We start from the raw sequence: 26,647 nt of genomic DNA, 5'->3' as shown, positions 1-26,647 counted from the left end.
TATGAATATGAAATACCGTTTCATTTATTGAAATAGGGGGAAGTGCGATGACGTTTGTTTCTGAAAAAATAAACACATTACCGCCATATCTATTCTCGGAATTTCAAAAAAAGAAAAAAGCACTGGAGAAAAAAGGTGTTGATGTAATTGATCTCGGAATTGGTGCTCCTGATCTACCAACACCAGATTTTGTAATTAATCGATTAGTCGAGGAAGTAAAAAACCCATTAAATCATCGTTATTCAACGTACAGTGGGACACTTGAATTTAAGCAGGCAGTTGCAGATTTTTATCGAAGTCGTTATGGTGTTGAACTTGATCCGGAAACAGAGGTAATGGCTTTAATTGGATCGAAGGAAGGAATTGCGAATTTCGTTCAGGCAGTTATTAATCCTGGAGATACTGTATTACTTCCGAATCCAGGGTATCCGGTTTATCGGACAGCTGTACATTTGGCTGGCGGAACTAGCGTAGATTTACCTTTGGATGCAGCAAATGGTTATCAGCCTTTATTTGAACAGGTTTCGAAAAAAGATGCCGAATCTGCTAAGGTAATGTTTTTAAACTATCCAAGTAACCCAACTGCAGCAACGGTTCATTCTGATGTATTTTTGAAAGCGGTTTCATACGCGAAAGAAAATAACATTCTTGTCATGAACGATGCTGCGTATGACTTAGTAACATTTGATGATTACAAAGCACCGAGTATTTTACAAGTACAAGGAGCGAAAAAATATGCGGTAGAATTTGGTTCGTTATCGAAAAGTTTTAATATGACTGGATGGCGCATAGGATATCTTGTTGGAAATAAAACCGTGATTCGTGCCTTATCTACATTGAAAAGTAATATTGATACGTGTCAGTTTCTCCCTATTCAATTGGCGGCATCAACAGCGCTAAGAAGTGATTTAAGCGCTGTTGATGCGAACAATCAACTATTTCAAGAACGGATGGAAAAATTGCACCAAGCACTAAACGAAATTGGAATTCATGCAGAGAAACCAAGAGGAACAATTTTTATATGGGCAAAAGTTCCAACAGGATATACATCAGCTTCATTTGCAAATCAAATGCTAGAGAAGGCAGGCGTTATTGTAACGCCTGGCTCGGCATTTGGTTCTGCTGGTGAAGGGTATATTCGAATTGCTTTATCCGTTACGAGTGATCGATTGGATGAGGTCATTAAGCGAATCAAAAGCTTATCCTGGGAAGGGTGAACAAGGATGGTAACAAACGTCTCTTTGCAGAAAAAAGTGAAAATGACTGGAGCACAAGCAATTGTTGAATGTATGAAATTAGAAGGAATTTCGCACGCATTTTGTGTACCTGGGGAAAGCTATTTGCCCTTGTTAGATGCGTTACACGACGAAGAATCCATTGATGTGATAGCGGCACGTCATGAGGGCGGGGCAGCGTTTATAGCAGAAGGTTATGCTAAGGAATCACTTAAGCCGGGCGTGGTCATGGCAACTCGCGGTGTTGGCGCGGCAAATCTCTCAATTGGTGTGCACACAGCATACCAAGATTCCACACCAATGGTTGTTTTTCTAGGCCAGGTACATAGTAAATTTAGAGGGAGAGAAGGATTCCAGGAAGTAGATTTAGAACAGTATTTTGGGCATATCGCTAAGTGGGCCGTCGAAATCAACGATACGGAACGGATGCCTGAAATCGTACAACGAGCTTTCCGAATCGCTCAAACAGGTAGACCGGGTCCGGTAATCGTGTCGTTACCTGAAAATGTACTTCCTATCCATGCAGAAATGTCTTTTGGTCCGCCAACCAGGAGGCCGAAACCTACTCCTTCCCATGAAGAGGTGGGTCGAATTGAAAGTGTACTCAGTGAGGCAACCAATCCAATAATTATTGCTGGTGGCGGAATTAAATCCTCACAAGCAGAGGAGCGATTGGTATCCTTTGCAGAAAAATTTTCAATCCCGGTGCTAGCTGCATTTAGACGTCATGATGTTTTCGCAAATGACCATCCATTATATGGTGGACATTTAGGGCTAGGGACGAATAAACAGGTACTGCAAACCGTTCAAGAAGCAGATGTTGTCTTAGCCTTCGGAACACGATTATCAGAAGTAACAACACAAGATTATTCGATCATCACGGCAGGCAAAAAATTGATTCATATTGACATCGAATATGAAACACTTGGTAAGGTTTACGCACCAGATATCGGTGTCGTAGCCGACATAGGTGAGGCGTTGCTAGCATTGAACGATATGAAATGTATTGCTTCATGGTCTGAGTGGGCAAACGAAAGGAATAGAGCGTATAAACAAGTAAGTAGTCTGCACGTAACAAACGAGGATGTTTTAAACAAACAAATTATTGCATCACTAGTAAACAAACTACCTAAAGAATCAGTATTGACCAATGATGCTGGTAACTTTGCGGGATGGCTACATGCTTTCTATCCTTTTACAAAACCGCATACGTACGTTGGCCCTACATCAGGCGCGATGGGCTATGGCATGCCAGCTGCAGTAGGTGTAAAACTAGCAAATCCAAGTAAACCAGTTGTTTCCCTTTCAGGTGATGGAGGGTTTATGATGACAGCGAACGAACTCGAGACCGTTGTACGATACAAAGTTCCCGTAATAAGTCTCGTATTTAATAACAATATGTATGGAACGATTCGAATGCATCAAGAGATGCATTATCCGGAAAAAGTTATAGCTACTAATTTAGGTGATATTTCATTTAGTAGATTAGCAAAAAGCGTTGGTGCTGAAGGCTATACAGTTGAGACTATAGAACAATTTGAAAGTGCTTTTGATAGAGCACTTCATAATCAAGGACCAACTGTAATAGAAATAATAACAGAGCAAGAAAACATATCGGTCTCTTCAACTATCCAACAAATAAGAGATCGCTCTAAAAAGTAATCTATGTTTTACACATATAGATAATTTAATTTATAGGAGGTATTCATCATGGTAGAAACACTATTACAGGTTAAAAAACTAGCAAACTATATTGGAGGAGAATGGGTTGAAACAAAAGGGGAAACAACCCCTGTTATTAATCCAGCAACCGGTGAAACCGTTGTTGAGGTTCCTCTTTCGGACGAATCAAGTGTAGATGATGCCGTAAAAGCAGCGAAGAAAGCTCAAAAAGAATGGGCATTAGTACCTGCTCCAATGCGTGCTGAAGTTTTATATCGTGTAGGAAGCATTATGAAAGAACGTAAGGAACGTCTATCTCAGTTACTAACAATGGAAAATGGAAAAGTGATCGAAGAAGCTCGTGGTGAAGTTCAAGAGGGAATCGATATGGCATTTTATATGGCTGGTGAAGGTCGTAGAATGTTTGGCCAGACGACACCTGCCGAATTAAAGGATAAGTTTGCGATGAGTGTTCGTGCTCCAATTGGTGTTGTAGGTTTAATTACACCATGGAACTTTCCAATTGCGATTGCAACGTGGAAATCGTTCCCGGCAATTGTGGCGGGTAATGGTGTTGTATGGAAGCCAGCAACAGAAACGCCAATTATGGCATTTGAGCTTGCTAAAATTTTTGAAGAAGCTGGATTACCAAAAGGTGTGGTAAATGTTGTATTTGGATCAGGTTCTTCTGTTGGGAATGCGATGGTAAATCACGATGGCATTCGTGTTATTTCCTTTACTGGTTCAAACTATACTGGACGTAAGATTGCAGCGCAATGTGGTCAACAACTGAAAAAAGTCTCGCTTGAAATGGGCGGTAAAAACGCAGTAATTGTAATGGACGATGCGGACCTATCACTTGCTGTAGAAGGTATTTTATGGAGTGCGTTTGGAACAAGTGGTCAGCGTTGTACTGCATGTAGCCGAGTCATTGTTCACGAAAAAGTGAAGGATGAACTGGAAAATAGATTGTTAGATGAAATGAAAAAACTAACCATTGGAAACGGATTGGATGAATCGATTAAAGTCGGTCCAATCATCAACAAGGGTGGAATCGATAAAATAAAAAAATACATGGAAATTGGCAAAGACGAAGGTGCTAAGTTGTTAGCAGGTGGTCATGTATTGGACGATGAGGATCATAAGAATGGCCACTATTTCGCGCCAACACTATTTACCGATGTTAAGCCAAATATGCGAATTGCACTAGAAGAGATTTTTGGTCCAGTTGTATCGTTAATCCCAGTAAAGAGCTTTGAAGAAGCAGTTGAAGTAAATAATAGCGTGGAATACGGATTATCAAGCTCTATTTTCACAAACGATGTTAACCAAGTGTTTAAGGCACAGCGTGATCTAGATACAGGAATTGTTTATGTGAATGCTGGAACTACTGGAGCAGAAATTCATCTACCATTTGGTGGTACAAAAGGAACTGGTAATGGTCACCGCGATTCTGGTATTCAAGCGCTTGATGTGTTTACTGAGTGGAAAGCGGTTTATGTAGATTACAGCGGTAAATTACAACGTGCTCAAATTGATGTTGAATAATAAACGAATCGTTTTGTGTTGTCTTGCTGCGGCTCCTAGCGTCTAGCAGATAGTTAGTCCTTTTCACCTGCCTATCTATTTGCACGCGCTAAGCAGTCGTCTGCGCTTTTAAATTTAATTTTTCACAGGGAGTGGTATGGATGAAAATTGGTGTATTAGGTTCTGGATTAATGGGAAAAGAAGCTGCACGTGATCTTGTGTGGAATGAAGGAGTCACTGCCGTTGGATTGGCAGATATCGATATTAACCGTGCGCAAGCGGTTTGTGATCAATTAAATTCATCAAAGTTAACCGCATACCAAGTGAACGCAAATGACATTGGTGAGCTTGCTGACTATATGAGCCAATTTGATGTTATCATCAATGCATTGTTTTATTCGTTCAATGAAATTGTAGCGAAAACTGCAATCCAAGTTGGCGTAAGCTCCGTTGACTTGGGTGGGCATATTGGACACATGACAGATAAAGTTCTTGCACTCCAAGAAGAAGCAAAGGCAGCAGGGGTAACGTTAATTCCTGATTTAGGTGTCGCACCTGGGATGATCAATATTCTTTCTGGTCATGGGGCAAACAAATTAGATAAATTAAAAGCAATTCAACTGTATGTCGGTGGCATTCCAGTCCGACCAGAACCGCCTTTTGAATACAATCACGTATTTTCGATGGAAGGAGTATTTGATCATTATACCGATCCATCGTTAATTGTTCGAAATGGAATTAAACAAGAAGTTCCGTCGTTAACAGAAGTAGAGACAGTTCATTTTGAAAAATTTGGACCACTCGAGGCATTCCATACATCAGGTGGTACGTCAACTCTGTCACTCTCCTACCCTGATATTGAAACATTAGAATACAAAACAATCCGTTATCCAGGTCATGCAGAGAAATTCAAACTACTGGTAGACCTTAATTTAACTCGAATGGGCTATGAAGTAGATGTAAACGGTCAAAAGATCAACCCGAGGGAAGTTCTACTAAAAGTGCTTGATCCAATCGTCGATTTAAAAGATAAAGACGATGCTGTTTTACTTCGTGTTAGAGTTTCTGGTGAGAAAGATGGAAAGCCAGCAGCCTATGAGTATGAAATGACAACTTTTAAGGATCGGGAACATAATGTAACCGCAATGGCCCGTGCAACTGCCAATACGATTTCAGTCGTGGCACAAATGATTGGAAATGGTACAATTACCAAAGCAGGTGTTTACCCGCCTGAACAAGTTGTTCCAGGAGACGCGTATATTAAAGAAATGGCAAGACGCGGAGTTACGATTCATGAGTCAGATAATGCAAAAACGGAAGTGAATATATAGAAGACAATAGCTAGACTATCTAGTAAAAGCCCTCTACTCAAACGGGTAGAGGGCTTTATATTAACCATGACGACATAAGGAGTATTAACAATGAATCAGAGTGTAATCAAGGCATTGAAGCTACTTGATTTATTTTCAGAAGACATACAAGAACTATCTTTACGAGAAATAGCTTCACGAACAGAATTACCCAAGCCTACAGCGTACAGGCTGTTATCGTCGCTTGTTACAAGTGGATTTTTACAGAAAACAAAAGATAATGACTATGACAGTAGCTATAAGCTTGGACTAAAGCTTCTTGAATTAGGAAATTTAGTTTCTAGCCGACTAGAAATAAGAGAGATTGCATTGCCGGATATGCAACAGCTTGCTGATGATATAAATGAGGCAGTCCATATTGTTATTTCAAATCAAAACGAGGCTACTTATATTGAAAAAGTAGATAGCAAACGGGCAATCCGTCTGTATACAAGAATTGGAAAAAGCTCACCGCTTTATATTGGTTCAGGACCAAAACTGTTACTTGCCTTTATGGATCCTGAAAAACGACAAGAAATTCTTGGAGAAGCAGCTCTGTATGCAATTGATGAGCATCGGACTATTGATAAAAACATGTTAAAAAAAGAGCTAGACGCCATTCGTGAAGAAGGATATTCGTACAGTATAGGGGAGCAGGACGCGGAAACTACAGGTATCTCGTATCCTTTATATAACCATAATGGACAAGTTATTGCCGCACTGACTGTCAGTGGATTATCCAGCCATTTTGAGAACGAAAATTTGCAAGTGATTAAAAGTAAAACAATGCACACAGCTGAAAACATTTCACGAAAGCTTGGTTTTCGATAAAAGGGAGTTGTTTTATGTTGAATACAGTGTTTATTGCTGGGCACGCCAAGTTACCTGCTGGAATGGCGGCAAAAAGTATATACGATACATTAACCATCACCGCAGAAGTGGACAAAAAGTATGGCGTAATTGTCACTGCTAGCTGTACATTAGCAACCATTCACGGCCGGGAGTTTGTTCAGCACTTATTACGAGGGCATAGTTTGAAAGACGGGATAGAAAAACCACTAGAAGAAATTCAACTTCATTATTTAGGAAAGGCCGGCAATGCATTGATATCTGCTTTAAAGGATTTATATAAACAGTATGATCAGTATACACAGATAAAATAAATGTCCCACCAAGGAAGCTTGGCAGGACATTTTTTCATTGCGACGTCGTTCGCAAAGAACGGGTTTGGACGGGAATTATCAAAGTAAGGTTTGATAATTCATCAGATAGTCTAATACAATTACACGGTATATAGTAGGTTTGTGATAATGTACGTAGCAGAAGATTTAGACAAGACTACTGAACTGCTTAAAAACTGTTCGGATCCGAAAAAATTTACCAATAAATAAAGATATGAATGGAGTTTTATTATTGTCTAATAAATTAATGGGCTCTGCATCAATTATTACTGATTCAGAAGGAAAAGTTTTGTTGGTAAGGCACAGTTATGGAAAGAGAAATTGGGAACTTCCGGGTGGAAAAGCTGAAATAAGCGAATCTGCACAGGAGACTGCAAAAAGAGAAGTGCTGGAAGAAACAGGGCTCTGTGTCAAAATAGGGGATTTAACTGGTGTATATTATGACCCAATTTATGATATGCATCACTTTGCGTTTATATCCGAAAATTTTAATGATGAAATGCCAAAACCTAGTTCACCGGAAATTTTAGAATGCAGATATTTCTTATTAGATGAACTACCAAAACCAATAAGTGATTTTACTATTAAGAGAATTGAAGATGCAATTATTAAAAGTAAAAAGGATTTGTTCCACGTTATCGGTCCAAGACAATGGGAAGAATAGAGCGAATTTATTTGAATTTATTTATAAAAATTAACTAACGTAATGTAATTTTACCTCGTCCTAAAAATAGGACGAGGTTATGTGTATTTACGATAATAATATTAATTCTTCTGTAAAACGGCATATTATTAATCATCAATCGAAATCGAAACAAATTTCATTTCTAAAAATTCATGCATGCCGTGGTGACCGCCTTCTTTTCCGATACCAGATTGTTTAATACCACCAAACGGTGTTTCTGGTAGGGAAGGGAATACATCATTGACTCCAACGATTCCGTAATCTAGACGTTCTGAAACACGTAACGCTCGACTTGTTTTTTCTGTGAAAATATAAGCGGCTAGGCCATAATCGGTATTGTTTGCTTTACGAATTACTGCATCTTCCTCTGAAAATGGTTGAATTGGAATGACGGGTCCAAATGTTTCTTCATTCATAATAATCATGTCATCTGTTGCGTCCGATAAAATGGTAGGCTGATAGAAATATCCCTCCAAATCTCCGTTCCATTTGCAACCACCAGTTACGATATTTGCTCCTTTTTCCACTGCATCATTTAAATGTGCTTGAACTTTATTTGCAGCATTTTCATTAATTAATGGTCCAAGGTCAGTATTTTCAACTAATCCGTTACCGATTTGTAATTGGTTCACTTTGTCCGCTAGAATTTCTGTAAATTTATCTTTAATGGATTCATGAACATATAAACGGTTGGCGCAAATACACGTTTGACCATTGTTGCGAAATTTACTACCTAATGAAAGCGTAGCAGCTTTTTCGAGGTCGGCATCTTCAAAAACAATGATTGGTGCGTGACCACCAAGCTCTAGTGATAGCTTTTTCACATGGTTAGCACTTTCGCGCATTAAATGTTTTCCGACTTCGGTTGAGCCTGTAAAAGTGATCAGGCGTACGTTTTTATCCGTTAACAAAGCATTTCCGATTGCTGGTGCATCTCCTGTAACTAGATTCACAACGCCTTTTGGCAATCCCGCACGTTCAAGAATCTTCATAATTTCAATAGCGGAAACAGGAGTTTCAGGTGCTGGTTTCAACACTACTGTACAACCAGCAGCGAGTGCTGGACCTATTTTTCGTGTAATCATCGATGCAGGGAAGTTCCATGGTGTTATCGCACCAACTACACCAATCGGCTGTGGAATGACCATCAAACGCTTAGATTTTACAGAGGAGGGGATTAATTCCCCATATCCTCTGCTTGCTTCTTCTGCGTACCATAATAAGAAGTTAGCGGCTCCCTTTACTTCGCCAGTTGCCTCTTTAAGGGGTTTGCCTTGTTCTGTAGTTAAAATTTCTCCTAAGCGGTCAGCTTCTTCTAACATAATTTGTGCTGCTTGGTAAAGTATTTTTGATCGTTCTCGGCCAGTAGTTTGGCCCCATGTTTCAAAAGCTGTTGCCGCTGCTTGAATTGCTTTTTCTGTTTCCTCTTTACCACCATAGGAGACCTTTGTTATTTCCTCAAGTGTTGCTGGATTGTAAACGGTTTGTGTTTGTTTAGTTGTAGCACTTTGCCATTCTCCATCTATAAAAATGCTATCTATTGCTTTTTCAATCATTCTGTATCCCCCTGTAATTTATTTTTTCTCCCAAGCTGGTAGCATTTTGTTCAATGCTTTATCTTTTCGATAACCAAGCACATATTCAGCCTGCATGACTGTATGAATTTCACGAGTTCCTTCATATATAACTGGTGCCTTTGAATTACGCAAATAGCGCTCAACAGGATATTCGTCCGAATAGCCATATGCACCGTGTACTTGAACCGCGTCGTCAGCAGCTTTATTAGCAAAGTCACATGCTTGCCACTTGGCAAGAGAAGTTTCACGTGTATTTCGTTTTCCTTGATTTTTTAGCTCACCTGCACGATAAACGAGCAATCGACTCATCTGCAAACCAGCCTCCATTTTGGCAATCATTTGTTGCACGAGCTGATGACGTCCAATTTCTTTTCCAAATGTTTGCCGTTCATGGCAGTAATTCACACTTGCTTCCAGACACGCCATAATTTGACCACACGCCCCAGCAGCTACTGTAAATCGTCCATTATCAAGCGAAGCCATAGCTATCTTAAAGCCTTCTCCTTCTTCACCAAGTAAATTTTCTTTAGGGACCTTTACATTGTCAAAAAATAATTCACCAGTGTTACCAGCACGGATCCCATGTTTGCCTTTCGTCGCTTTTGACGAAAATCCTTCAAGAGTACGTTCAACGATAAATGCTGAAATACCATGATGCTTTTTCGCCTTATCTGTATAGGCGAACACTAAAAAGTGATCTGCAGTATCACAAAGAGAAATCCATGTTTTTTGACCATTTAGAACGTAATAATCACCATCTTTTGTCGCGGTAGTACTTAAAGACGCAACATCTGACCCGGCACCTGGTTCCGTCAAACCAAAAGCACCAACTTTTTCACCTTTCGCCTGTGGTACGAGGTATTTTTGTTTTTGTTCTTCTGTACCCCACTGAAGGATAGACATACTATTTAAACCTGTATGAACAGAAACGGCTGTACGAAATGCTGTGTCTCCGCGCTCGAGTTCTTCGCAGACAATCGCAAGTGAATTATAGTCCATTCCACTTCCACCATATTCTTCGGGAATACATACGCCCATTAATCCAAGATCAGAAAGCTTATTCATAACAGTAGGATCGGCTTTGCCAGTTCTATCCCATTCTGCAATAAATGGCATGATTTCTTTATCGACAAAATTACGAACGGTGTTACGTAGCATTTTTTGTTCTTCTGTAAATTCAAAATTCATATAATCATCTCCAATTTTGATAGTATTGTTGGTGCAATTTCGTGAAATTCACGAGAATTTTATACGTTATAATTACTCGGTATAACGAGCTGTTATTTCCTCAGTATGCTCTCCGGCTAGAGGAGGATGAAGTTTATAGGATACTGGCGTCCGAGAAAGCTTTAGAGGACTTCCTATCATCTTAACGTTTCCAGCTGTAGGGTGATCACATTCTATGAACATGTCTCTTGATTGAAGCTGAGGGTCGTTAGCAACTTCTTCAATATTTTGGATTGGCCCACATGGAATTCCACTATCCTGACACTTTTGCTGCCAAAAATCTGTTGGCTTTGTGTGAAAAATACGTTGAAGTAACGGAACCAATTTTTCACGATTTTCCACTCTATCCGCGTTCGTTTTAAATCGTCCATCCTCCGCTAATTCTGATTTTCCTAAAACGAGACATAGTCTAGCAAACTGTGTATCATTCCCAACTGCTATCACCATCTGTCCATCACTTGTTTCAAAAGTTTGATAGGGGACAATATTGGCATGGTTATTACCAAGGGCGGTTGGAATTTTTCCAGACATTAAGTAGTTACTACCAATGTTCACCAATGAACTGACAGCGGAATCGTAAAGCGAGATATCTAGCTTTTGCCCCATACCTGATACTGTCCGTTCTAGTAGCGCTCCCTGAATCCCAATACATGCGTATAAACCTGTCAAAATGTCTGTAATCGCAACACCTAATTTTTGAGGACCAGACTGTTGATCGCCAGTAATGCTCATTAATCCGCTCATCGCTTGAATAATAAAATCATAGCCAGGCATCGATTGATAAGGACCAGTTTCACCAAATCCCGTGATCGAACAATAAACAATCTTAGGGTTGATAACCTTGAGTTTTTCATAATCTAGTCCAAACCGTTCCATCGTTCCTGCTTTAAAGTTATGAATAATGACATCGCTTTCATTTACAAGCTTTTTAATTGTTTCGATGCCCTCATCAGTCTTTAGATCGACTGTCAAACTCTTTTTGTTTCGATTTGCGCATAAATAATAAGCGCTTACGTCATTTTGAAAAGGTGGGCCCCATTTACGTGTATCATCACTGCCACCTGGTGCTTCAACCTTAATTACTTCCGCCCCAAGATCGCCAAGAATCATGGTGCAATACGGCCCAGCAAGTACGCGTGACAAATCTAATACCTTTATATGATCAAGTGCACCCGCCAAAAAACCACTCCTCTCGTTTCAATTAATAAAGTGAAACCTACGTGAGATAAATAAAAAAGCCAACTCAAACTGACCACAGACGTGCTGTAAGTCAACTTGAACTGGCTCGTTATCTGCTGGAACATACCTGGATTTGATATTAAACAGAATAGACAGTTTCTAGCTGTGGCTTCTAGAAGTTGCAAACATAGTTTAAACAGTTGTAATGACTAATGCACTTACATCTGTTTCTACCACTTAGCCTTCGCTTTTAAGATTAATTGACGCCGATCATGTGACATAAACGTTTGTGCGTTTTTACATGATTCATATTAATGTCTATTCTAGTGTATTCAGAATTATATGTAAATGTTTTTTGGAAAATAACGTTAGAAAACTTGGCTTATCGCCAAGCTTTTATGGCGAAAGCCTTAGTTGCCCTTATACTGATATCCATAAAACTTATACTTTCCTATCAGTGTAAAAAAAGCAGAATCCCAGTTAAGTGGATTCTGCTCTGTGTCCTTCAGACTTATAATTTGCTGTGGTTATCGGACACCAGATACGCTATTTATGGAAAATCAGCGATATTTAGTAGGCTAACGGACCTAGGATTCCTTATTTGGCCAAAAACCCTTGATTTTTTGTGAAAATACTCAAATAGCGTATCCTGAGTCCGGTAAAGCATATAAAACAGTCAATTTAGTAGATATAGCGAATCCTGTGTCCGCTTCTAGGCAGTTTCGACCTGTCCAGTTGCGCCTCCGCTTTTCGGTCTGTCTAGCTCCGTGGGCTAGCGGCTATCAAATAGTTAGTCAGGATGAACGTACGGATAGGTCACCGTACTTTTCACCTGCCTATCTATTTGTACGCCGCTGAGCAAGCCCACTACGCTTTTCTGCTGTCCAGCTGCGGCTCCTAGAAGCTGCCTTCATAAGCAATGAACACTCCGAGTGCAAAACCCACGCACTCTACGGTTCCTTGCTTATGCGTCCGCTTCTAACCAGTCGCCTCCGCTTTCAATCTGTCTAGCTCCGTGGGCTAGCGGCTCGAGACGTAGTCAATAGACACTCCGAGCCAAAAGTTCGTGGCTCTACGGTCTCTTGACTACGCTTGTCGCCGCTAAGCAAGCCCACTACGCTTTTCAATATTACTTCGCGGCTTTTTGTAGTTTGGAAATCATTTTTAGTGCACGGCCGGTACCGATAGCGACTGATTCAAGTGGGTTCGGTGCAATGTGTACAGGTACGATGATTTCTTTTGCTAACCAATCTTTCATACCGCTTAATAATGATCCGCCACCGGTTAAGACAATTCCGCGATCAACAATATCTCCACTTAACTCAGGTGGGCAGTTTTCCAATGTTGCTCGGATTGCCTCTAGAATTTGCTCTAGGGATTCCTTTAACGCAGAATGGATCTCAGTAGAAGTTACTGTGATCGTTTTAGGAAGACCTGTAACCATATCACGACCACGTACGTCCATTTTTTCTTCTGCATGATCAGGATTGGCATTGCCAATTTCAATTTTAATATTTTCTGCTGTCCGTTCACCGATTAAGATATTGTAGTTTTTACGGATGTATTGAATAATTTCCTCATCCATCTTGTCTCCGCCTATACGAATGGAGTTACAAGAAACAACACCACCAAATGAGATGATACCAACTTCAGAAGTACCGCCACCAATATCAACGATAACGTTTGCGATTGGTTCATCAACTGGTAAGTCCGCACCAATTGCAGCTGCAACTGGCTCTTCAATTAAATGAACATGCTTAGCGCCATAACTTGTTACCGCATTATGAATCGCTCTTCTTTCCACAGAAGTGCTTCCTGACGGAGTGCATACCACTACTGTAGGTTTCCGCATAGAAAGTCCCATTTTTTTGCTTACTTTTTTCAAAAATTCCTTAAGCATTTGCGCAGTAACATCATAATCAGCAATTACTCCATCTTTTAATGGACGAATAGGAACAATGTTTTGAGGTGTTTTACCTACCATTTCCTTTGCTTCAGATCCAACTGCAACAACATTTTTCGTATTAATATCAATGGCCACAACTGACGGCTCGTTTAAAACAATTCCTTTAGACTTTGAATAAATAAGTATATTAGCAGTTCCTAGGTCTATACCAATTTCTGCATTAGATAACATATTAGCTCCTCCAATGATGACAGTTTTCTATTTATAGCATTTCTTAACTATATCACGATTTTTGGGGGTGGGTAAGCCCTTTACAGATATTGGAACAGGTCAATATTTCATGCTTTTTTAATCCATTGAAAAGCTATAAAAACCTTATGTAACAAGGGTTAAGTGGTTAGATAGTGAAACCGTATTTTTGTATTTTACCCTTAAATCGCATATTTATCATTTTTGTTACAAATAACACGACTTTGTAATATTTTTCAGAAAATAAAAACCTGTCAAGCGTGATATTTTAGTAGATTATGCCAATCGATTGAACATCTTCCAAAATAGCCTATATTTTGTTACACACAAAACCTTATAATTAAAGGATTTCTCAAATTCTATTTACCTATCAACCTAGTATGGAAGTGCTTACCAGAATTATTACAAAAAAGCCATGCTATGATAATTTTGCAAGACAAAACAACACACAACACGAAGGAGATGTTGAAACACATGTTAAAGAAATTTGGTATCGTAACTGCAATGTCCACAGCATTACTATTCGGTGGTGCTTTCTCAAATACTGTAGATGCGTCAGCTAATACAGATCATAATCAGAATTATCAGGTTCAGACGTATTTCAAAGTCTTTTCATATAATAATGGAGAATGGACTTCTAATTCAGATGGTAATTTTAATGACATCTGGCAAAACTTTTTTGCAAACTACCAAGTGAATTGGAACATCGACCAGCCTGAAAAGAATAACGTAGAAAAGGAACAACCAGCTAAAAAGCAGGAAGCTCCTAAGCAAGAACAACCAAAGCAAGAACAACCAAAACAAGAGGCACCTAAACAGGAAGCTCCAAAAGTAGAACAACCTAAGCAGGAAGCGCCTGAAAAAGTTGAGGCACCTGCTCCAGCACCACAACAGCCAACACAACAACCAGCTGAACAACCAAAACAAGAAGCTTCTTCAAACTTGGATCAGCTAAATGAATATGAGCAACAAGTAGTAGAGTTAACAAACCAAGAGCGTGTTGAACGCGGGTTGAATCCACTTAAAGTAGATTTAGAGTTAAGCAGAGTAGCACGTGAAAAATCACGCGATATGGCAGTAAATGGTTATTTCTCTCATAATAGTCCAACATATGGTTCTCCGTTTGACATGATGAAGTCTTATGGAATCGACTACCGTACTGCTGGAGAAAATATCGCTAGAGGTCAACGTACTCCAGAAGAAGTAGTAAATGCTTGGATGAACAGTGAAGGTCACCGTGCGAATATCCTAAACGCTAGCTTCACACACATTGGCGTAGGCTATATTGCTGATGGTAACTACTGGACACAACAATTTATTGGAAAATAAATAACAAAAAAGAGATTAGCATATGCTAGTCTCTTTTTTTGTACTGATAGGATTAAGGATATCACAATAAGGAAACTAAGGTTTCGCCACTATAGTTTGGCGGAAAGTAAGCAGATTTTTAAGGCTAATAATGCAAAATTACCTTATTTCATCGTATAATAGTATAGAGGTGATTATATGGTTCGAAGTATATGGATTTATTTTTGTGCAATTATATATGTTTTACGTAGTGGATTGAAATTACAAGAAGGAAAAAGGCTTTATAAAGAAAACAATAAGGAAGCACAGAAAAAGTTGTTTGAAGCTCCTAAATGGGTTTCGCAAAAGGTAATAAAAAAGACAGGGACAGAAGTGCACGTAAAGGGACAAGAAAAACTACCCGATGAGGCGGTTGTGTTTGTAGCCAATCATCAAGGGTTATTCGATATACTTGCCTTGATCGGATACCTTGGAACACCATTAGGATTCATAGCTAAGAAAGAAATCAAAAAGATTCCAATCGTAAATGGTTGGATGGAATTGATGCATGGTGTGTTTATTGACCGAAAAGATCGGCGCCAATCGGTAAAAGCAATTAGTCAAGGAATTGAAAATTTAAAGCAAGGCCACTCATTAGTTATTTTTCCTGAAGGTACTAGAAGCCGAGGGAGTAACCTAAATCCATTTAAATCGGGAAGTCTTCGATTAGCCACGAAGGCGAAGGTTCCTATTGTTCCAATAGCTATTGATGGAACGTATCAAATGCTAGAAGAAGGAAATGGGAGGGTGAAAGGTTCTACTATTTATATGACCATTCATGATCCAATTTATCCAAGCGAGTATCAAGATCAATCCCACGGTGAATTAGCTGAGAGAATACAACATACTATTGAAGAAACGTTGAAAAAATAGATGTGACATATTTGTTAAAACCCCTCATAAGACGTTTTAGTAAACGGTAGAAAGGAAATATTTTACTGTAAGCTAATTTACAAGGAGGGTCTCTTATGAAAAAGGGAATTTTAGCAACGTTGTTTCTAGGATTAATTCTACTGTTAGCAGCATGTGGTGGAGGAAATGAAGAATCAGCTGATAATTCAAGTAATACTAGCGGTGATTCTGGTGAATCTACTGAACAATCTGCAGAAGATTCAGGAAGTACCGAACAAGCAACCCCTTCAACAAATCTAGATATTGTGGCTACAGATTTTGAATTTAATAAAGATCAATACACTGTGCCAGCTGGAGAAGAAGTAACAGTATCACTTACCAGCAAGGAAGGAACACACGGTATACAAATCGAAAATACAGATGTGGATATTCAAAGTGAAGGAAAAGCCACCTTTACAATTGATGAACCAGGTGAGTATATGATCCATTGTAGTGTACCTTGTGGCGAAGGGCATAGTAGTATGATGTCAACATTGGTTGTAAAATAAAACAGAATAAAAAATGGCAAACCTCATTCGAAAGTGAATGGGGTTTTTTATAACGTCAGAAAGTATAATATGTGGTAGACCTTATAAGAAAAACTTCGGCATTCGCTATAAAGGATAAGGCGAATGAAGATCAAACTAATTAGGATTCTAAACGTTTTAAGTTGCCTTTTTACTACGAGACTCCTAATATTAAGGTACTTACTGGTACTGCGAATATAAGTAACCTGGTTACACTACAATAAGAAAAAAGAGGTGATCATATGGTACAGGGTGCTGCGAATTGGAATACGGAACTTAGTCAAGAGTGGTTACAAAATTACGTAGATGATTGGGTATCCTTTTATCGAAAACATACAAGTGACGGGAAAGTCGCATCGTATATTCCGATTTTAGCTGAAGCGAATCAAGACCATTTAGGCATAACGATCTTAGGTAAAAATGGTATGACTGTTCGCTCAGGTGATGTAGATATACCGTTTACGTTACAGAGTATATCGAAAATAATTAGTTTCATTGTAGGTTGTATGGAACGGGGGATTGCATATATGCTTGACCGTGTAGACGTTGAACCAGCAGGTGAAGCATTCAACTCCATCATGCACTTAGAAATGAAACAGCTCAAGAAACCTTTTAATCCTCTGATTAATGCTGGGGCGATTACAGTGACATCGATTTTAGAAGGTAAAACTTCAAACGAAAAACTGAAACCGATGATGGAACTGTTAGAAAAAATGCTCGGGTATCGACCCAAGATTAATCAGGAGGTTTATCAATCAGAAAAAACATCTTCTACAAGAAATAAAGCGATCGGGTATTACCTCCTTGAAACAGGCTTTTTGGAGTCGGAGCTCGATGTAACGTTGGAAACATATTTTAAACAGTGTTCAATTGAAGTAACTGTTGATGATCTTGCTAGAATTGGCCTAATTATCGCAAATGATGGATTCGATCCAGATTCTTTTGAAGAAATAATTCCAAGGCAGGAAGCTAGAATAGCCAAAGCGCTTATGCTGACCTGTGGTATGTATGACGCCTCTGGGAAATTTGCCACATACGTTGGTATACCCGCAAAAAGTGGTGTTTCAGGCGGAATTATAGCTGCTGCTCCCGCTCGTGTGCGTGATGAGGACTTGCCATTTTTAGATGGATGTGGAATTGGTGTGTATGGCCCTGCACTTGACGATAAAGGAAATAGTATTGCTGGAATTCGTTTATTACGACATATTGCAAAACAATGGGATTTGAGTATTTTTTAATGAGGTGATGGTATGTGCGGACGATATACATTACTTAGAGATGAAATAGAAGTTTTAGAGGAATTTGAAATTGAACACCCGATTGAGTCATACCAGACCAGTTATAACATTGCACCAGGTCAAAATATCCTTGCTATTATTCACAATGGTAAGGAAAAACGTGCTGGTTACATGAGGTGGGGATTAGTTCCTTCATGGGCAAATGATGAAAAAATTGGTTACAAAATGATCAATGCTAGAAGCGAAACCGTGCACCAAAAGCCAAGCTTTAAAAATCTTCTGAAGCGTAAAAGATGCTTAATTATTGCTGATAGCTTTTATGAGTGGAAAAAAGAAGATAAAGCAAAACAACCGAAGCGTATACAGATGGCTAACCGCAAACTGTTTACTTTTGCAGGACTTTGGGATAAATGGCAGGACGGTGACCGTAACCTTTTTACTTGTACTATTTTAACAAAGGAAGCGAATGGGTTTATGCAAGATATCCATCATCGCATGCCTATTATACTTCCAAAAAACAAAGAGGATTTATGGATTTCTCCGAATGAAATGAATGCGAAGACGGCTGTTGGATTTTTACAATCTATACAGGTAGAAAATTTAACTGCACATAATGTTTCAAGCTATGTTAATTCGGCAAAAAATAATGATGACGCTTGTATTGAGCCACTTGCAAATTAAAAGAGCGAGCTACCAGCTTTTGATGGTATCTCGCTCTTTTCTATTTGCTTATTTCGTACACTTTATTGTTTTATTTTCGCGTTGAGTATAGTGCGAAGTAAAAATCCATGTTTATGGTAACAGCAACGTTGATTTCCGCTGCGGGCAGTCGCTTTCCGCGGGCGGCTGGTGAGCCTCCTCGTGCTTCGCACTGTGGGGTCTCACCTATGCCTATTAATCCCGCAGGAGTCGACTGCCCTTCGCTCCAATCAATTATCGAATAAGCAGGTAGTCATTGCATGTAACCAACCAACATTATTTCGCAGTTTACTGATTTCAAGTACGAAACAATAATCTTAGAAAACCTTTCCGTCAACAGTCTCTCAGCTTTTTGAGATTAAGCGGCTTTAGATCGTTTTCGTTCTGCTTCTTCTTCTTTCGCCACTTTGATAAATTTCTTCGTTTCGTATACAACTACGCCTGATAATCCAAGTAATCCGATTAAGTTTGGAACTGCCATCAGTGCGTTCATAATATCTGCGATACCCCATACGATGCCTAATTGTTCAACTGCACCGTAAAATACAACTAAAACGAATACTACACGATAATATGGGACTGCTTTATCATTAAATAAATAACTGAAGCATTTTTCACCATAGTAAGACCATCCAACGAGAGTGGAAAAAGCAAACAAGACGATACCAATGGTAACGATGTAACCACCTGTTGTACCTAAGAAATGTGCAAATGAGGCAGCGGTTAAATCTCCACCATTTAACGTTGTACCTGCATACATATCAGCCATAACAATCGTAATACCAGTAATCGAACAAACAATGATGGTGTCAATAAATACTTGTGTCATGGATACGAGTGCTTGACGTCCTGGATAGTCAGTCTTCGCAGCTGCAGCTGCAATTGGCGCGGAACCAAGTCCAGCCTCGTTTGAGAACACGCCTCGTGCCACACCGTATCGAATAACCGTACCTAGTATACCCCCGCCAATAGCGCTACCAGTAAATGCATCTTCAAAGATTAGAGCGATGACTCCAGGTACTACTTCAAGGTTCATCACAATAATTACTAAGCCACCAAGTACATAAAATAACGCCATTACTGGTACAAAAAATGCTGTGACACGACCAATACTTTTTATTCCGCCTAGTATTACTAGGCCAGTTAATATAGTAAGAATTAATCCAGTAACCCAAGTAGGAATACTAAAAGATCGTTCTAAGGCATCTGAAACGGAATTTGATTGAACCATGTTTCCAATCCCAAATGCTGCTACTGAACCGAAGATAGCAAATAGGACACCTAGCCATTTTGCCTTTAAACCACGTTCTAAATAGTACATCGGTCCACCAGACATTTCCCCGCGGCTATTAACTACACGGTATTTTACTGCCAAAAGTGCTTCTGCGTATTTAGTCGCCATTCCAAATAAAGCACTGATCCACATCCAAAATACTGCACCAGGTCCACCAAGTACAACTGCGGTGGCGACACCGACTATGTTACCTGTACCAATGGTGGCGGCCATGGCCGTAGTCAACGCTTCATAGTGACTAATATCGCCTTTAGAAGCCTTATCCTGTCTTTTTGGACTAAATGCCAGTCTTAATGCATAAGGAAGTGTACGAAATTGCAAAAATCCTAATCGGATTGTTAAGTACAATCCAGTCCCAACAATTAAAATAAGCGTTGGAGGACCCCAAACAAAACTACTAATACTACTAATGATATCGTCCATTTTCTTATTCCCCCTTTACGAAAGTTTGTATTATGTGCCTATAATAAATATTCCGAAAATTATAAGGAAAAGTCAAGAGAAATTTTTATTTTTTTTCAGTATTATGAAAGTATCGTTTAGGAAGGGCAGTAAAGGTGAATTATGTTGCAAAAAGACGACTATAGGATGGTAACATAGAAAATGTTTGTTTATTTCCTAGTATTGAGGGAAAAAGTAAGATAGAAATTAAATGGTTATGTTAAGGTAATAAGGGATATTATCTTAATTAATTTATATCATTTATGACCATTATGAAAGCATAACATTAAAGGAGAGACAAACCATGAAGAACAAAAAATTAGTATTAGGTGTATTAGCGGGAGCAATTTTAGGAGGACTAGCTACACTTTTTGATCGAGAAACAAGAACTACAACAAAGATGCAGTATTTTCAAGCAAAGCGCAAGGCAAATTACTACTTAAAACACCCATCTGATGCGGTAAGAAGAGCTCGTATTGCATGCAATCAATTTAATGAGTCATTTAACACAGGTGCAGATAATGCAATTAATGCCTTAGAACAAGTGGAGCAAACAATTGATAAACTGACAAATAAAAATGAGAACGAACCAAAAAAGATTGAAGCAATTCATTAAAAAGAGTGGAGTGGGGGCTAGATAATGTGAATAAAGCTGTACGGTTTTCTAAACAGTTAGTTGAAAGGATAATGGAGGTAGACGTATTTGGAATGGCCGCACAGCTGGCATATTTCTTTTTACTATCTTTATTTCCTTTTTTACTATTTCTAGTTACATTAGTTGGATACTTACCGTTAGATCAACAAAATATTATTACATTCATTGGTGCATACGCACCGGAAGAAATTATGACGTTAATCGATACCAATATAAGTCAGCTCACAAGTCAGCAAAATGGTGGTTTATTGTCCATCGGAATCATCGGTACAATCTGGTCAGCATCTGCTGGAATTAATGCGATCATGAAAGCATTCAATGGGGCATACGAAGTGGATGAGGACCGTTCCTTTATCATAGCTCGATTAATTGCAATCGTGCTAACAATCGCAATGGTAGTTGTTATTTGTATGGCATTCTTATTACCTATATTTGGTAAGGAAATTGGAGAAGCATTGTTTTCTGTGTTTGGATTATCGGAAGGTTTCGTACAAGTATGGAATACATTACGATGGGTTATTTCATCGATCGTATTTTTTATCGTTTTACTATTCCTCTATAAATTAGCACCGAACCAGAAAGTTGTCTTCCAAGATGCATTTTGGGGTGCGCTTTTTGCTACAATTGGCTGGCAATTAGTCTCACTAGCTTTTTCCTATTATGTAAGTACAATAGGGAATTATTCGGCAACATATGGAAGTTTAGGTACAGTAATTACGTTAATGATTTGGTTTTATATTTCTGGAATTATCATTATTACTGGCGGTGTAATCAATGCGATCATCGAACATAGGCGTTTAGGTAGACTCGAATTGTAGAAATATACAAGGTGTGCATGCACGCCTTGTATATTTTTTTGCCCAAAGACCTGTTTTAGTGTTTCACAAAGGAAACATATAGTAAGCGAGCTAGTGATAATTCATGTTTATGTAACAGCAACATTGATTTCCGCTGCGGGCAAGGCTAGTGGATTTACATTTTTGAGCGTACTGGAAAGATTGCATGCAGGATGTCAGCTAGCGGACACACGATCCCTTATTTGTGAAAAAGAAGGGTAAATGCGATTGTTATCGGACTCAGGATTCCTTATTTGGGTAAAAACAGTTGAAAATAAAGTTTTTTAGCTGAATAAGGTATCGTGTGTCCGTTAACCCTCAAAATAAAGGTAAAAAAGGTAAATAGGGCATCCTCAGTCCGATACCAAGCAGTGTCCTTGGCGTACTATTCGTTCAGAATGTTTGAAGACTCCCGCGGAAAGCTACCATGTTCCAAAGTACGTCGCAGTTTACTTAAAGTGTCTGGTAATACAGATAATATTTTTATAGATAACAGTATTCATTATTATTGTTTTACCATAGTAAAACTGTTACAATCATTATGGATTTATTACTATAACAACTTAAGGGGTGTCTTTGTCATGAAGAAAATTACATTATTTCTGACGCTATCGCTTTTATTCGTATTAGCTGCTTGTGGCGGGTCTTCTGAAAGCGGATCGGAAGCTAATGATAAAAAAGATGAAAATGGAAAATGGGCAGAAATTCAACAAGCGGGAGAACTGGTTGTCGGAACCTCTGGAACGCTGTTTGCAGCATCTTTCTATCCAGAGGGATCAGATAAATTAACAGGTTATGATGTAGAAGTAATTCGCGAAATAGCGAAAAGATTAGATTTAGATGTAACATTTGAAACGATGGGTATTGATGCGATGTTACCAGCAGTCAATAGCAATCGAATTGATGTTGCAATAAATGATATTGAAATTACCGACGACCGTAAAGAGAAATTTTCATTTACTGATCCATATAAATACTCATTTACTTCTTTAATTGTGCGTTCAGACGATTTATCCGGAATTAAAACATTAGAGGATTTAAAAGGGAAGGAAGCTGGTGGAGGTGCCACCACAGTATTTAGTGACATTGCGCGCCACTTTGGTGCGGAGGTTGTAACATATAGCAATGTTTCAAATGATGTTTATCTACAAGATGTTCATAATGGACGTACAGATACAGTTATCAATGATTATTATTTACAAAAGTTAGCACTTAAAGCTATTACGAAGTATGATATTAAAATTCACCCAGATTTGAAATTTCATCCTACAGAACAAGGTATTGTTGTGCACAAAGATGCTACAAAGCTTGCAGAAAAAATGAATGAAGCTTTACAGGAAATGCGTGATGATGGAACGTTAACAAAGCTTGCCAAAAAATTCTATGGCGGAGAAGATGTCTCCAAAAAGCCTGAAGGTGAAATTCGAAAAATTGAAGGCTTAGATCTGTAGGTGTAATAGATGTTCCATGTTGAATTTAATGACGTTCGCTTAGACAAAATATTTGATTACAATTTGGCAATAGAAAACTTGCCGTTCTTGTTAGAGGGAATACCATTAACAATATTAATTGCCGTATTAGGAATGGCTATCGGGCTTTTTCTTGGTTTATTTTTGGCGTTGGCTAGAGGATCAAATCTAAAAATGTGGCGCTATCCAGCAAGAGTGTACATTTCTTTTATGCGCGGAACACCAATATTAGTATTCTTATTTATACTATACTTTGGACTACCGTATATAGGTGTAGAATTGTCTGCAGTGCTTGCAGCTACACTTGGCTTTGGGCTAAATAGTGCAGCATACATTGGCGAAATTAATCGATCAGCATTAAATAGTATTGACCGGGGTCAATGGGAGTCAGCTAAAGCATTGAATATTGGTTATTGGAAGACACTTCGGAAGATCATACTGCCACAGGCTACCCGGATTGCAATTCCACCATTAACAAATGTATTTATGGATATTGTAAAAGCAACCTCTCTTGCAGCTGTAATCACGGTGCCTGAACTATTTCAAAAGGCTCAAATAGTCGCAGGAAGATCATTTGACTCTATGACAATGTATATCACTATCGCGCTAATTTATTGGCCAATTTGTATCGTTATTTCTTTCATGCAGGATCGTTTGGAAGATAAATATAGTAAATTTATTTAAATTAGGTATATTCCCCATTAAAAAGACACTCCGTAAAGAGTGTCTTTTTTTCATTCGTGCTAATTCAACTGTAATTAACTTGCGATGGGAATTTTCTTAAAAATAGTAGCTGCTAGTACACATAATAGCATAACTACAATGACATAAAAGAAAGATACTCCAGGTACAAATTGAATAAATAGTCCGCCTAAATACGGACCAGTTAGACTTCCAATACTAAACGCCACACCCGTCATGATGTTTCCCGTTGGTAGTAGTGTACGAGGAAGAATATCTGCTAGGTAGGAAATGCTTAGTGAAAAAAGTGAACCGACAAATATTCCTGCAAGTGTAAACAGCGTATATAATGCAACTGCAGATGCTTCATAAAATGTTGCTAAGAAGAAGCAAACAGTCCCCGCAGAAATTACCGTTATAAGAATATTTCTTCGTCCAAATCGATCACTCATTATTCCTAATGGTAGTTGTGAAATAACACTTCCTGCTGCAAAACATGGGATGATGAGAGACAATGTATCCACGTCATGACCAATTCGTAACCCGTAAATTGGGAATATACCGTGGAGGGTTGCTTCTAAAAATCCATAGCCGAATGAAGGGAGGAGAGCTACCCAACCGATTTTGCCAGTTTTCACAAATCGCTTAAACGAGCTTGTTGAATTTCCAGTACCAATATCTTCTTCTGGCCACTTATTTCGAACAAATAGTAAAAGTGACCATACAAGCATACTCATAAATGCAGAAAGCAAAAACGGTAACGCTTCGTTAACTGAAAGTAGCCTTGTCATTAATGGTCCAAGCGTGAAGCCTATACCAAAGAATAGGCCATATAATGAAATATCTCGCCCTCTAGTTTCCTTTTTACTGGTTGTAGTGATCCACGTCTGTGTTCCAAAATGAAGCATATTGTCCCCGATTCCAATCAATACGCGCAGTATAAACCAAAACCAAAGCGCTTCCCATAAAGGAAAAAGAGCGAGTGATACGAATACAAGTAAACCACCTAATACGATAATGGGCTTAAAACCAAATTTTCTCATTGGTTTTTCCATAAATGGAGAAGCAATAAGTACACCTATGTATAATCCAGTAGCATGTAGTCCATTAACAGATGATGAAATACCATTTTGTTCTAAGATGATTGCAAGTAGTGGCAGGATCATCCCTTGAGAAAACCCTGAAATAGCAACTAATGATACAAGAATCCAAAATCTAGATCGTGCGGATGCCGCCATGATAAAACACCTCCAAAAACACTTCCTAGTACAATCTAATCGTATTTAAGTAAAAGGTCAACAGAAAGGTTATAATGAAAAGAATAACGGTTATATAGAACTAAGAAGAAATTTAATAAGGAGTGATATAGATGAAGTTTTATTTAAAAGATAATGGCATGCGAACAGAGCTGGATTATGGTGAACTCTCGATTTCAGGTAATGAGGAATATGGCTATCGACCTTTTCAATTAATGGTTGCTTCTATTGTGGGGTGCAGTGGATCAGTTTTTCGAAAAATTTTAGAGAAACAACGAACGGAAATAGAGGATTTAACGATTACAGCAGATGTCGAACGTAACGCACTGGAAGCAAATCGAATTGAGCGCATATCACTGTTATATCATGTTAAAGGATATAACTTAAATGTTGATAGGCTGAACAAGAACTTAGAGTTATCCCGAAAAAACTGCTCGATGATACGGTCGGTTGAATCCAGCATTAAGATTGAAGAAAAACTGGAAACAATTGAACTAAGCCATTAATGAGAATGCAGGTATAATATTTGTGTGTCAGAAAAAACTATGGGTAAATGAAAGGAATGACACACATGAATAAGAAACCATTAACGTGGATTGTGATTGCAGTAATGATGCTTACTATTTTTCCAGTTACAAGCTTTGGTGAGGAGAAAAAAGATTCCAAAGAAAATTTTAAAATACCCAACCATGTACTTACAATTTCAAAAGAGAATACGTATAGTAATTCGTCTGAGGATCAAGAAATCGTTGAGCCAAGTGAAGATACAAAAGCCTTTATTGAAGACTTGGATATACCAGTGGAAAATCCCGATCTCATTAAAATGTTAAATGAAACAAGTGTTAAACCTACACCATTTTCCATAGGTTATCGAGGTATGATTTACTTAGGTAGGTGGGCAATCAATTATAAGTCAACCGACACGACCGTTAATTGGGAATACCAAGAAATCAATAAAAATGAACAAAATAATCTAGGCGGAACGAGCCCACAGAAAATGCATTATGTACAAAAGGAACAGAAAAAAATTACAGGTGCTTTAATCAATAAAATTGCTAGTCCTGATGATGTAAAGAAAATGATTCTGTTAGATGCTTCGGAAAAAACAAACTTACCTTTATCTTATGAGACGGTTATTGGACGAGATACGAAAAAGGATCATGAATATACCGTGCCTGTAAACAAATATGGGACATTAACCGCGTACGTACCTGCTGTTATCGATAAGGGACAGGTTACATTTGGCGATGTCTATATTCAGTTAAAAGGTAATAAAAAGTCCATCAAAATAAAGAACGTGACCAAACAAGGTATTGGAGCTTGGATTCCGATTCAAGACCATCTAGCATTTTCATTTACACTAAAGTAGTATAATGTAGCCCTTTTGTTGAAGGGCTTTTTTTTTATGTCAGAAACATTTAGTATGCGTAATCGAAGTGAATTGCGAACTAATGAAAATTCATACTTATGGTAACAGCAATGTTGATTTCCGCTGCGGGCAGTCGCTTTCCGCGGGCGGCTGGTGAGCCTCCTCGT

General features: G+C 38.6%; 24 protein-coding genes. 18 read left to right on the top strand and 6 right to left on the bottom strand.

All coding sequences use genetic code 11. The annotated features are described in order from the left end of the window. The first annotated feature begins 47 nt into the window (after positions 1–47). The 7 genes from ACY9Z2_RS15180 to ACY9Z2_RS15150 all read left to right on the top strand — a co-directional run bounded on the left by ACY9Z2_RS15180 (position 48) and on the right by ACY9Z2_RS15150 (position 7,618). A complete protein-coding gene (locus ACY9Z2_RS15180) occupies positions 48–1,217 on the top strand; it encodes an LL-diaminopimelate aminotransferase (RefSeq protein WP_463610503.1) in 1,170 nt (389 codons plus the stop codon). Positions 1,218–1,223: 6 nt separating this feature from the next. Continuing rightward, positions 1,224–2,897, top strand: a complete 1,674-nt coding sequence (locus tag ACY9Z2_RS15175) for a thiamine pyrophosphate-dependent enzyme (RefSeq protein WP_463610502.1) — start codon at positions 1,224–1,226, stop codon at positions 2,895–2,897. Between the two features lie 48 nt (positions 2,898–2,945). Continuing rightward, positions 2,946–4,445: an aldehyde dehydrogenase family protein gene (locus ACY9Z2_RS15170; protein ID WP_463610501.1), complete on the top strand. Its 1,500-nt coding sequence runs from the start codon at positions 2,946–2,948 to the stop codon at positions 4,443–4,445. Positions 4,446–4,585: 140 nt separating this feature from the next. Further along, entirely contained in the window at positions 4,586–5,755 is a 1,170-nt protein-coding gene (locus tag ACY9Z2_RS15165; RefSeq protein ID WP_463610500.1) for a saccharopine dehydrogenase family protein, read from the top strand. Between the two features lie 90 nt (positions 5,756–5,845). Then, on the top strand, positions 5,846–6,604 hold the full coding sequence (locus ACY9Z2_RS15160) for an IclR family transcriptional regulator (protein ID WP_463610499.1): 759 nt from the start codon (positions 5,846–5,848) through the stop codon (positions 6,602–6,604). Between the two features lie 17 nt (positions 6,605–6,621). Beyond that, positions 6,622–6,936 (top strand): DUF3870 domain-containing protein, encoded by a 315-nt coding sequence (locus ACY9Z2_RS15155; RefSeq protein WP_463610567.1) that lies wholly within the window; start codon positions 6,622–6,624, stop codon positions 6,934–6,936. A gap of 232 nt (positions 6,937–7,168) precedes the next feature. Then, positions 7,169–7,618: an NUDIX domain-containing protein gene (locus ACY9Z2_RS15150; RefSeq protein WP_463610498.1), complete on the top strand. Its 450-nt coding sequence runs from the start codon at positions 7,169–7,171 to the stop codon at positions 7,616–7,618. Positions 7,619–7,746: 128 nt separating this feature from the next. Here ACY9Z2_RS15150 and ACY9Z2_RS15145 read toward each other — a convergent pair whose 3' ends face one another. The 4 genes from ACY9Z2_RS15145 to mreBH form a co-directional block, all read right to left on the bottom strand. Further along, a complete protein-coding gene (locus ACY9Z2_RS15145) occupies positions 7,747–9,195 on the bottom strand; it encodes an NAD-dependent succinate-semialdehyde dehydrogenase (RefSeq protein WP_463610497.1) in 1,449 nt (482 codons plus the stop codon). 18 nt (positions 9,196–9,213) lie between these two features. Further along, positions 9,214–10,404 (bottom strand): acyl-CoA dehydrogenase family protein, encoded by a 1,191-nt coding sequence (locus ACY9Z2_RS15140; RefSeq protein WP_463610496.1) that lies wholly within the window; start codon positions 10,402–10,404, stop codon positions 9,214–9,216. Positions 10,405–10,476: 72 nt separating this feature from the next. Next, complete coding sequence (locus tag ACY9Z2_RS15135; protein WP_463610495.1) at positions 10,477–11,622, bottom strand: CaiB/BaiF CoA transferase family protein; 1,146 nt, start codon at positions 11,620–11,622, stop codon at positions 10,477–10,479. Between the two features lie 1,129 nt (positions 11,623–12,751). Beyond that, positions 12,752–13,759, bottom strand: a complete 1,008-nt coding sequence (gene mreBH, locus ACY9Z2_RS15130) for a rod-share determining protein MreBH (RefSeq protein ID WP_463610494.1) — start codon at positions 13,757–13,759, stop codon at positions 12,752–12,754. Positions 13,760–14,251: 492 nt separating this feature from the next. Here mreBH and ACY9Z2_RS15125 point away from each other — a divergent pair, with 492 nt between their 5' ends. From ACY9Z2_RS15125 to ACY9Z2_RS15105, 5 genes are all read left to right on the top strand, one after another. Then, a complete protein-coding gene (locus ACY9Z2_RS15125; protein ID WP_463610493.1) occupies positions 14,252–15,106 on the top strand; it encodes a CAP domain-containing protein in 855 nt (284 codons plus the stop codon). Between the two features lie 177 nt (positions 15,107–15,283). Further along, entirely contained in the window at positions 15,284–15,997 is a 714-nt protein-coding gene (locus ACY9Z2_RS15120; protein WP_463610492.1) for a lysophospholipid acyltransferase family protein, read from the top strand. Positions 15,998–16,092: 95 nt separating this feature from the next. Further along, positions 16,093–16,524, top strand: coding sequence for a cupredoxin domain-containing protein (locus tag ACY9Z2_RS15115; protein ID WP_463610491.1), 432 nt, complete (start codon positions 16,093–16,095; stop codon positions 16,522–16,524). A 260-nt stretch (positions 16,525–16,784) separates the two neighbouring features. Further along, positions 16,785–17,780, top strand: coding sequence for a glutaminase (locus ACY9Z2_RS15110; protein WP_463610490.1), 996 nt, complete (start codon positions 16,785–16,787; stop codon positions 17,778–17,780). Positions 17,781–17,792: 12 nt separating this feature from the next. Next, entirely contained in the window at positions 17,793–18,461 is a 669-nt protein-coding gene (locus ACY9Z2_RS15105; protein WP_463610489.1) for an SOS response-associated peptidase, read from the top strand. A gap of 376 nt (positions 18,462–18,837) precedes the next feature. Here the strand turns inward: ACY9Z2_RS15105 and ACY9Z2_RS15100 are convergent, their stop codons facing one another. Beyond that, complete coding sequence (locus tag ACY9Z2_RS15100) at positions 18,838–20,196, bottom strand: alanine/glycine:cation symporter family protein (RefSeq protein WP_463610488.1); 1,359 nt, start codon at positions 20,194–20,196, stop codon at positions 18,838–18,840. A 322-nt stretch (positions 20,197–20,518) separates the two neighbouring features. Here ACY9Z2_RS15100 and ACY9Z2_RS15095 point away from each other — a divergent pair, with 322 nt between their 5' ends. The 4 genes from ACY9Z2_RS15095 to ACY9Z2_RS15080 all read left to right on the top strand — a co-directional run bounded on the left by ACY9Z2_RS15095 (position 20,519) and on the right by ACY9Z2_RS15080 (position 23,858). After that, complete coding sequence (locus ACY9Z2_RS15095; RefSeq protein WP_463610487.1) at positions 20,519–20,830, top strand: YtxH domain-containing protein; 312 nt, start codon at positions 20,519–20,521, stop codon at positions 20,828–20,830. 26 nt (positions 20,831–20,856) lie between these two features. After that, positions 20,857–21,687, top strand: coding sequence for a YihY/virulence factor BrkB family protein (locus ACY9Z2_RS15090; RefSeq protein ID WP_463610486.1), 831 nt, complete (start codon positions 20,857–20,859; stop codon positions 21,685–21,687). A 599-nt stretch (positions 21,688–22,286) separates the two neighbouring features. Then, positions 22,287–23,156, top strand: a complete 870-nt coding sequence (locus tag ACY9Z2_RS15085) for a transporter substrate-binding domain-containing protein (RefSeq protein WP_463610485.1) — start codon at positions 22,287–22,289, stop codon at positions 23,154–23,156. Positions 23,157–23,165: 9 nt separating this feature from the next. Then, positions 23,166–23,858, top strand: a complete 693-nt coding sequence (locus ACY9Z2_RS15080; protein ID WP_463610484.1) for an amino acid ABC transporter permease — start codon at positions 23,166–23,168, stop codon at positions 23,856–23,858. Positions 23,859–23,932: 74 nt separating this feature from the next. Here ACY9Z2_RS15080 and ACY9Z2_RS15075 read toward each other — a convergent pair whose 3' ends face one another. Next, positions 23,933–25,093 carry an MFS transporter gene (locus ACY9Z2_RS15075; protein ID WP_463610483.1) on the bottom strand — a complete coding sequence of 387 codons (1,161 nt, stop codon included), beginning with the start codon at positions 25,091–25,093 and terminating at the stop codon, positions 23,933–23,935. A 131-nt stretch (positions 25,094–25,224) separates the two neighbouring features. Between ACY9Z2_RS15075 and ACY9Z2_RS15070 the strand changes: the two genes are divergently transcribed. Both ACY9Z2_RS15070 and ACY9Z2_RS15065 read left to right on the top strand, forming a co-directional pair. Continuing rightward, entirely contained in the window at positions 25,225–25,617 is a 393-nt protein-coding gene (locus tag ACY9Z2_RS15070; RefSeq protein ID WP_463610482.1) for an OsmC family protein, read from the top strand. 65 nt (positions 25,618–25,682) lie between these two features. Next, complete coding sequence (locus ACY9Z2_RS15065; protein WP_463610481.1) at positions 25,683–26,480, top strand: YfkD family protein; 798 nt, start codon at positions 25,683–25,685, stop codon at positions 26,478–26,480. Positions 26,481–26,647 lie beyond the last annotated feature (167 nt).

This window comes from Virgibacillus sp. GM2-2, from assembly GCF_055329585.1.
The sequence above is the reverse complement of the archived record's forward strand: the minus strand, read 5'-3'. Positions and strand labels throughout refer to the sequence as shown.